8 protein-coding genes and 1 tRNA gene are annotated in these 8,861 nt (G+C 72.1%); 2 read left to right on the top strand and 7 right to left on the bottom strand.

The features are described from left to right. The 4 genes from BIV01_RS00235 to BIV01_RS00220 form a co-directional block, all read right to left on the bottom strand. A partial coding sequence (locus BIV01_RS00235; RefSeq protein ID WP_083413676.1) for a helix-turn-helix transcriptional regulator occupies positions 1 to 1,020 on the bottom strand: 1,020 nt, incomplete at its 3' end. 71 nt (positions 1,021 to 1,091) lie between these two features. Beyond that, complete coding sequence (locus tag BIV01_RS00230) at positions 1,092 to 2,021, bottom strand: hypothetical protein (RefSeq protein WP_071296404.1); 930 nt, start codon at positions 2,019 to 2,021, stop codon at positions 1,092 to 1,094. A gap of 43 nt (positions 2,022 to 2,064) precedes the next feature. After that, complete coding sequence (locus BIV01_RS00225) at positions 2,065 to 3,147, bottom strand: tRNA (adenine-N1)-methyltransferase (protein WP_229085971.1); 1,083 nt, start codon at positions 3,145 to 3,147, stop codon at positions 2,065 to 2,067. Continuing rightward, positions 3,144 to 3,854 (bottom strand): HAD family hydrolase, encoded by a 711-nt coding sequence (locus BIV01_RS00220; RefSeq protein WP_229085973.1) that lies wholly within the window; start codon positions 3,852 to 3,854, stop codon positions 3,144 to 3,146. The genes BIV01_RS00225 and BIV01_RS00220 overlap by 4 nt, the downstream gene beginning before the upstream one ends. A 159-nt stretch (positions 3,855 to 4,013) precedes the next feature. On the opposite strand from BIV01_RS00220, the gene BIV01_RS00215 reads away from it, so the two are divergent. Beyond that, positions 4,014 to 4,943, top strand: a complete 930-nt coding sequence (locus BIV01_RS00215; protein ID WP_070419012.1) for a proteasome assembly chaperone family protein — start codon at positions 4,014 to 4,016, stop codon at positions 4,941 to 4,943. A 194-nt stretch (positions 4,944 to 5,137) separates the two neighbouring features. Here the strand turns inward: BIV01_RS00215 and mshC are convergent, their stop codons facing one another. The 3 genes from mshC to BIV01_RS00200 form a co-directional block, all read right to left on the bottom strand. After that, on the bottom strand, positions 5,138 to 6,382 hold the full coding sequence (gene mshC / locus BIV01_RS00210) for a cysteine--1-D-myo-inosityl 2-amino-2-deoxy-alpha-D-glucopyranoside ligase (protein ID WP_071301559.1): 1,245 nt from the start codon (positions 6,380 to 6,382) through the stop codon (positions 5,138 to 5,140). Beyond that, the gene (locus tag BIV01_RS00205; protein WP_071301558.1) at positions 6,379 to 7,209 is read right to left on the bottom strand and encodes an undecaprenyl-diphosphate phosphatase; all 831 of its coding nucleotides are present in this window, start codon (positions 7,207 to 7,209) and stop codon (positions 6,379 to 6,381) included. The genes mshC and BIV01_RS00205 overlap by 4 nt, the downstream gene beginning before the upstream one ends. Positions 7,210 to 7,271: 62 nt before the next feature. Next, positions 7,272 to 8,588, bottom strand: coding sequence for a M20/M25/M40 family metallo-hydrolase (locus tag BIV01_RS00200; protein ID WP_071301557.1), 1,317 nt, complete (start codon positions 8,586 to 8,588; stop codon positions 7,272 to 7,274). A 172-nt stretch (positions 8,589 to 8,760) separates the two neighbouring features. Between BIV01_RS00200 and BIV01_RS00195 the strand changes: the two genes are divergently transcribed. Next, positions 8,761 to 8,846 (top strand) — tRNA-Leu (locus BIV01_RS00195). The last annotated feature ends 15 nt before the right edge of the window (positions 8,847 to 8,861 follow it).

Raw genomic sequence — 8,861 nt, 5'->3', positions numbered from 1 at the left:
GGCGGGTGCCGGTGCGTCGGCGTGGTCAGCGACGAGGGCGCGCAGGCGCTCGGTCACCCGGTCGCGCAGGTCGTCCGGCTCGAGCACGCGAACCTCGGGCCCGAAGGCGGCGAGCTCCTCGGCGAGGATCTGGGGGTCGACGTGGTGCAGGACGAGGACGCCGTCGTCATCGGTCTCGGTGTCCCGCCGGCGGGCGAGCCGACGTTCGGCGTCCGACCCCGGTGCGACCCGGATCCGGGCGGTGCGTGCCGCCCAGATGCGCTCGAGCTCCGCCAGTGCGCGTTCGCCCGCGCCGGCCGGGGCCGGGTGCTGCCCGACCTCGTACTGGGCGACGGGCCCGACGATCCGGGAGAGCAGGTAGTTCTTCTCGCTGTCCGTCGCGAACTCGTGCGCGGCGAGCATCCAGCGGCCGCCGTGCTGGACGAGGGCGACCGGGGCCACCGCACGCCGACGCGGCTCGTGCTGCCCCGGCGTGATGTAGTCGAAGCGGACCGCGGCGGACCGGTCGAGCGCCGAGCGCAGCGGCTCGAAGGCGACGTCACGGGCGCGGAGACGCGGGGCGTACGCGTCGACGCCGAGGGCCCCGGCGCCGTCGTCCTCGGATCCGGCGGACCGCACCTTGAGCAGGCCGCGACGGGAGTCGGCGGAGAGCGCCCCCTCGCGCCAGGCCATCGCGGCGAGGGACAGGAGCGCGGACTCGTCCGGCGTGAAGCGGACGTCGACGGGCAGGTCGTACTCGCCCTTCGGGATCCGGTAGCGGAGCGTCTGGTTGTTGCCGGCGGCACCCGGGGTCTCGATGGTCTCGAGCGGGATGCCCAGCTCGCGGACGTCGTCCTTGTCGCGCTCGAACTGGCGCTCCAGCGAGGCGTTGTCGCCGCCCGTCGTGAACCGCTGCCTGTAGCCCTGCACGTTGGCCAGGATCTCGGACTTCGTCAGCCCGGACTCCGTCGAGAGCAGCGCGAGCACCAGGCTGAACAGCCGTTCCTCGGCAGGCACACGGGGCACACGGGTCGCTGGCACGAGCCGATCCTACGGCAGCGCGGGTGCACCGGAGTGCACCCGCGCCGCGGTCCGTGGACGGTCCGGGAGGGTCAGGCGGAGATCTTCCCGAGGACGTCGATCACGTACGCGTACGCCGCGCCCTGCTGGTGCACGATCGTGAGCACCTGGTCGCCGACACGGTGCCCGACGATGGCGTTCCGGACGCCTTCCTGCACCTGGCCCTTGGCGAGCGGCACGGTCTGCGCGCCCGAGCCGTCGGTCCAGCTGGAGCCGGCCACCGAGGCGTCGGTGCCGTCAGCGGGCCACGACACGGCGGTGTACTTGATGACGGCGGTGTCCTTGTCGGTGAGCTCGGCGCCGTGCCCCTTGCGGAGCAGGTGCGTCTCGTCCGACTTCGGCGCGGACCACGAGGGGATCGTGATGCCGGGCGCACCCGACGGCGCGAGGACGACGGCGGGCATCCCGTCCCCGGCGAGCTGCGGCGTGCCGGTCGCACGCGCGTCGAAGGCCTTCTTGACGTCGATGACGGCGATGACGGCGTCCTCGGTCTTGGTCGACGAGGTCCCCGTGTCGCCGGTGGTCGAGGAGCTCAGGGCGCTCTTCGGCAGTGCGACGGCGAGGCGGTCGCCGACGTGCGCGCACTCGAGGGAGGCGCCGAGCGCCCCGTAGTTGTCGGCGCCCGCGGTGATCGGGGCGGTCTGGCCGGAGTACCCGCTCGTCTGTGCGACCTCGCCGGTCGCACCGTCGACGAGGGTGTACTCGATCACGACGGGCGTGCCGTCCTCGATCTCGCGACCCTCGCCCTGGCGGAGGACCGAGACCTGGGTGCCCTTCGTGGTGAGGCCGCTCGGGATGTTGACCTTCGGCTCCTTGCCGAACGCACCCGTGGCGGTGACCGCCTCGGACGCGGCACCGGGAGCGGCGCAGCTCGACGGCGTGGAACCGGCCCCGCTCGCCGCGCACCCGGTGAGTGCTGCGGCGAGGCCGATGGTGACCAGGAGTGCGGGGATGGTGCGCACGGACCCTCTTTCCGTTCGATGCAGGACGGGCACGTCGCGTAGCCTACCGGTCGTCCTCAGCAGCGCCGTCCGCGTCGGACGCGGCGGGCCCGGCCTCGGCTGCGGCGACCTTGCGGGCCTGTGCCGCCGCCTGTCGCGCGACCTTGCGGAGCTTCTTGTCGCTGGCCGACCGCTCGCCGACGGCGCCGGGCGTCCAGGCCTCGACGTCCTCGTCGGAGAACTCCGCCTTGCCTGCGCGACGCTTCAGGTTCGGCAGCACGACACCGTCGGCCAGCCGGCGTGCCGTGACGAGGAACCCGGTGTGACCGACCATGCGGTGGTCCGGGCGGACGGCGAGGCCCTCGACGTGCCAGGTGCGGACGAGGGTCTCGCTGGACTGCGGGTCCGTGAAGCGCCCGGTGTCGCGGAGCGCCTCGGCCGTGCGGGACAGCTGCGTGACGGTCGCGACGTAGCAGACGATGAGACCACCGGGGACGAGGGCGTCCGCTGCGGCGTCGACGCACTCCCACGGCGCGAGCATGTCGAGCACGACCCGGTCGACGCTCTGCGGTTCGGCGGCGCCGGGCAGCTCCTCGACGAGGTCGCCGACAGTGACCGACCAGTTGTCCGGGACGGCGCCGAGGAAGGTGCCGACGTTGCCACGGGCGATCGCGGCGAACTCCTCGCGGCGCTCGAACGACTGCAGCTGTCCGGTCGGTCCGATCGCCCGCAGGAGGAACAGCGAGAGCGCGCCGGAACCGACACCGGCCTCGACCACGCGGGCGCCCGGGAAGACGTCGGCGAAGGCCACGATCTGGGCGGCGTCCTTCGGGTACACGATGGCGGCACCGCGCGGCATCGACATCACGTAGTCGTTGAGGAGCGGACGCAGCGCGAGGTACTCGTCACCGGTGCTCGCCCGGATCACCGACCCGTCCGGCTGCCCGATGACGTCGTCGTGCCGCAGGACGCCGCGGTGCGTGTGGTACTCCCCCGCGACCTCGAGCGACAGGGTCGTCAGCTTGCCCTTCGGACCGGTCAGCTGCACGCGGTCACCGGCGCGGAAGGGTCCGCGCGGCGGGGTGTGCGGTGCGCCGCCCGCGGTGTGCGGCAGCGACTCGGTGGGGTTCGGGAGCGCGTCGGTCATCGTGCGACCTCCTGGGTGCGGGCGGCGAGGGCCGGGCCGGTCAGCTCGACGAGCCGGTCGACGTCGACGTCCGCGAGGGTGGTGAGGTGGACGTCGCCGCCCGTGATGTCCGACAGCGGGACGATGTGCTCGACGGCCACCGTGACCGCGCCGGAGGCCACGGCCGAGGCCACGCCGGTCGCCGAGTCCTCGATCGCGACGCACGCGGTCGGGTCGACGCCGAGCTGCGCGGCGGCGGACAGGTAGGCGTCGGGGAAGGGCTTCGGCCGCTCGACGTCGTCACCCGCGACGACGACCCGGAACCCGCGCGCGCCGAGCGCATCGGCGGCGACGAGCGCCATCTTCCGACGGGACATCGTGACGAGGGCGGTCGGGATGCCGCGGTCGTGCAGGCCCTCGATGAGCTCGCGGGCACCGGGACGCCACGGCAGTTCACCGTCGCGCAGGCGCACCATCACGTACTCGGTCATCCACTGGATGATCTCCTCGACCTCCATGTCGACGCCCTTGTCGCGGAGGATCTCCCCCGAGCGCTCGAGGCCGCTGCCCACCAGGGCGAGACCGTCCTCGTGGGTCCAGACGACGCCGTAGCGGTCGGTGAGCTCGACCTGGGACTGCTGCCAGATCGGCTCGGTGTCGATGATCGTGCCGTCCATGTCCCACAGCACGGCTGCGGGCGGGACGAGGGCGGAGGGTTGCGCGGTCACGGGCGACGAGTCTACCGGGGCGGTCCGCCCGCGTTCCGCTCACCGCGGACGCGTGGACGCACTCCGGTCGAGCGGCCCTATCCTTGTTGCTGCGAATGTCCGGTCGCGCGCGACCTGCGAGCCGCCCGCGCCCCGCTCCACCACCAGGAGGTCCCGTCCGTGCCACAGCACTCCCCCTTCAGCGACGGTCGACTGCTCGTCGTCGCCTTCGAGGGCTGGAACGACGCCGGAGAAGCGGCGAGCGGTCTCGCCAGGCGCATCGTCGAGTCGCTCGAGCTCGACGAGCTGCGCGAACTCGACGGTGAGCGGTACGTCGACTACCAGTTCAACCGCCCGAACGTCGGCACGGACGAGAACGGCGGCCGGGGCATCCAGTGGCCGCGGATCGTCCTGCACGGTCCCGGTGCCGAGGGCCGACCCGTGATCGGTGCCACCGGCTCCCCGTCCGAACGCGACGTCTACGTGCTCGTCGGCCCGGAACCCTCGCGGACCTGGCGCGGCTTCTGCGCGGAGATCATCGACCTCGCGGACGTCTACTCGATCGACGCCGTCGTCTTCGTCGGCGCGATGCTCGCCGACGTCCCGCACACCCGACCCATCTCGGTGTTCGTGTCGAGCGAGAACGCGGGCGTGCGTGCCGCGTTCGACGTCGACCGCTCCTCGTACGAGGGCCCGACCGGGATCCTCGGGGTGCTCGCCGACGCGATGGACAGCGCCGGCCTCACCACGCTGTCGCTCTGGGCCTCGGTGCCGCACTACGTGCACAACTCGCCGTCCCCCAAGGCGACGCTCTCGCTGCTCGACAAGATCGAGGAGCTCACCGACGTCACGGTCCCGCGGGGATCGCTGCTCGACGACGCCACCGAGTGGGAGGAGGGCATCGACGCCCTCGCCGCCGACGACGAGGACATGGCGTCCTACATCGGCCAGCTCGAGCAGGCGCGGGACACGGTCGACTCCCCCGAGGCGTCGGGCGACGCCATCGCGCAGGAGTTCGAGCAGTACCTCCGCCGCCGCGAGCGCAAGGACGGCAAGGACGGCGGGACCGCCGGGGGCGAGGGGTTCCGCCCGCCGCCACCGTCGCAGTAGACGCGACCACACGGACGGACGGGAGGCGCGGTGCCAGCTGGCACCGCGCCTCCCGTCCGTCACACGGTCGCGTCCCGTCCGCGCGAGCGGGCACTTTCGGTCACGCTCGGCACCTGGAGTCGGGCGATTCCGCCCTCTCGGCGAACCTGAGCGGCATGTCCTGCCCGCTCGACGAACGGGGGCGGCCGACCGGGTCAGCCGAGGCGGATGCCGAGCAGGGCGTCGACCAGGTCCACGAGGTCCGGCGTGACCGCCGTCCCGCCCGCGATCGCCGTGTCGACCGCGGCGACGGCGCCCGGCGTGTCGAGGTCGTCCGCGACACGGGCGCGGACCCGGGCGATGACCTCGGCCGCGTCGTCGGCGTGTCCCGCGTCGCTCCCGGAGGCCCAGGCGTCCCACGTGGCCAGGCGTGTGGTGGCGCTGGTGAGCTCGGTGTCGAACCACTCCCAGTCGTCGGAGTACTTGTGCGACAGCAGCGCGAGGCGGATCGCACGCGGGTCGGCGCCGTCGTCGAGCAGCCCACGGACCGTGACGAGGTTGCCGAGCGACTTCGAGATCTTCTCGCCCTGGTAGGCGATCATCCCGGTGTGCACGAACGCCTGCGCGAGCGGCTGGTGCGCGAGCGCTGCGGCGTGCCCGGCGCTCATCTCGTGGTGCGGGAAGACGAGGTCGCTGCCGCCGCCCTGGACGCTGATCGGCAGGCCGAGCCGGTCGCCTGCGATGACGCTGCACTCGATGTGCCACCCGGGGCGCCCGGGGCCGACTGCGGAGTCCCAGCTCGGCTCGCCCGCTCGTGCGGCGCGCCAGAGCAGCGGGTCGAGCGGGTCGCGCTTGCCCGCACGGTCGGGGTCGCCGCCGCGCTCGGCCGACAGCGCGAGCATGGTCTCGCGGTCGAGGCCGCTCTCGTCCCCGAGCGACCAGGCCTCGGTCGGGCGGTTCACGTCGAAGTAGAGGTCGTCGCCCGCGGACTCCGGCGTCGGCACCGCGTAGGCGTAGCCGGTCTCCTGCAGGAATGCCACGGCCTCGGCGATGCGTTCGACCTCGTCCGTCACCGCCACGAAGTCGTCCGGCGGCAGGACCCGCAGCGCCTCCATGTCGCGCCGGAACAGGTCGATCTGCGAGGCCGCGAGCTCGCGCCAGTCGACGCCGTCCCGCGCTGCCCGTTCGAGGAGCGGGTCGTCGACGTCCGTGGTGTTCTGCGCGTACTCGACCTCGAACCCGGCGTCCCGCCAGACACGACCGAGCGTGTCGAACGAGAGGTAGGTCGCGGCGTGGCCGAGGTGGGTGGCGTCGTACGGGGTGATGCCGCACACGTAGAGCGCCGCACGTTCCTCGCCACCGGTCGGGTCGACGGGCTTGCCGGTCGCCGTGTCGTGCACGACCGGGCGGGGCGCGGCGCCCGGGACATCGGGGACGGACGGGACCTGCCAGGCCCTCACGGCTGGATCACTCCGAGCGACAACAACACGATGAGAACGATACCGAGTGCGATGCGGTAGACGACGAACGGCATGAAGCTGCGCTTGCTGATGTAGTTCATGAACGCCGCGATCACGACGAAGCCGACGACGAACGCGACCACCGTGGCGATGAGCGTGTCGACCACGCCGAACGGTGCGCCGGTGTCACCGAGGCTCGTGGCGGCCTCGTACAGGCCGGAGAGGAACACGGCGGGCACGGCGAGCAGGAACGCGAACCGGGCGGCCGCCGGGCGGGTGTAGCCGAGCGCGAGCCCCATCGACACGGTCGCGCCGGAACGCGAGACGCCGGGGACGAGGGCGAGCATCTGGGCGAGGCCGATCAGGATCCCGCCGCCGAACGTCATGTGCTCGATGCGCCGGACCTTCTTGCCGACGATGTCGAGCACGCCGAGCACGATGCCGAACACGATGAGGACGATCGCGACGATCCACAGCGACCGGAACGTCGTCTCGATCGAGTCCTTCAGCAGCAGGCCGGCGATGCCGATCGGGATGGTCCCGAGGATCACGAGCCACCCGAGTCGGGCGTCCGGGTCGTTCCGGGGCACGGTCTTCCCGGACAGCGACCGGAACCACCGACCGACGATCCGGGTGATGTCGCGCCAGAAGTAGATCAGCACGGCGGTCTCGGTGCCGAGCTGCGTCACCGCGGTGAACGCTGCACCCGGGTCCTGCGCGTCCGGCAGGAACAGCCCGACGATGCGGAGGTGGGCGCTGGACGACACCGGGAGGAACTCGGTGAGCCCCTGGACGAAGCCGAGGAAGATCGCCTCGAGGATGTGCACGGCTCGGGCCTTTCGGGGAGAGTCGGTTCAGGACACCGCCGGACCGGCGACCATGCACAATATCAGTACGTGGCGAGGAGGTCTCCGAGGACCCGCCGCCCGAACGCCAGCGAGTCGAGCGGCACGCGTTCGTCCACGCCGTGGAACATCGCCGGGAAGTCCACACCCGCCGGCAGCTGCAGCGGCACGAACCCGTAGCCCGCGATCCCCAGCGTCGACAGCGCCTTGTTGTCCGTCCCGCCCGAGAGCAGGTACGGCAGCACCGGAGCACCCGGGTCGTGGCGGCCGAGGACGTCGCGCACGGCGTCGACCAGGGGGCCGCCGAAGTCCTGCTCGAGCCCGATGTCGCGGAAGGACATCACGACCTCGACGTCGTCGCCCGCGAGCTCCCGGACACGCGCCAGCACCGTCTCCTCGTCGCCGGGGAGGCACCGGATGTCCACCAGTGCCTCGGCGTGGTCGGGGATCACGTTGTGCTTGTACCCGGCGGTGAGCACCGTCGGGTTCGTCGTCGTGTGCAGGGCCGCGTGGATGAACCGCGACGCCGACCCCGTGGCCAGTGCCACGTCGTCCGGGCCGGTCACCGTCGGGTCCACCCCGAGGAACCGTGCGACCTCGGCCACCATCGCGTCGGTCGTCGCCGACAGCCGCACCGGCCACTCCTCGCTGCCGATCCGGGCCACCGCCGCCGCGACCTTCGTCACCGCGTTGTCGTGGATGACGTGCGACCCGTGCGCCGCGGTGCCCGTCGCGACGAGCTTGATCCACATCAGCGCCTTCTCGCCCGTCTGCAGCAGGTACGCACGACGGTCGCCGAGGGTGATCGAGTAGCCGCCGACCTCGCTGATCGCCGCGCTCGCACCCTGGAACACCTCGGGGTGGTTCTCGACGACGTGGTGCGATCCGAGGACTCCCCCGGCCTCCTCGTCGGCGAAGTACGCGATCACGAGGTCGCGCTCCGGCGCTCCCTGCTGCTCGATGACGTCCGACAGCGACGTGAGCATCATCGCGTCCATGTTCTTCATGTCGACCGCGCCGCGACCCCAGAGCATGCCGTCCCGGACCTCGCCGCCGAACGGGTCCACCGACCAGTTCGCCGGGTCCGCCGGCACCACGTCCAGGTGGCCATGCACGACCAGGGCGGACTTGTCGCGGTTGCGTCCGGGCACCCGCGCCACGACGCTCACCCGATCGGGTTCGGACTCGAACAGCTGCGGCTCGAGCCCGAGCGCACGGAGCTTCGCCTCGACGTAGTGCGCCGCCTCGGTCTCGCCGCGGGACTTCCCCTCGCCCCAGTTCGTCGTGTCGATGCGGATGAGGTCACGGGCGATCGCCGCGGTGGCCTCGAGGTCGGTCAGCGTGGCCTCCGGGTTCGTCATGGCCCAACGCTACCGGTCCGCGCCGACGGCCCCGGCGTCGGACGTCACAGCAGGACGCGCCCGGGATGCGCCGCCGTGTTCATCGGGCGTTCAGACCCGTGCTAGTGTCTTCTCTCGGCAGGAACGCCGGGGAAACAGCCCGGAACGACGGCCGACAAGTGAAGAAACACCTGTCCGGGTGGCGGAAATGGTAGACGCGCTAGCTTGAGGTGCTAGTGCCCGTATTAGGGCGTGGGGGTTCAAGTCCCCCCTCGGACACAGGAAATGGGATGC

Origin of the sequence: Curtobacterium sp. MCBA15_013 (genome assembly GCF_001865095.1) — a bacterium.
GTDB lineage: Bacteria > Actinomycetota > Actinomycetes > Actinomycetales > Microbacteriaceae > Curtobacterium.
Note: the sequence above shows the minus strand (reverse complement) of the source record. Positions and strands in the feature narration are given on the sequence as shown.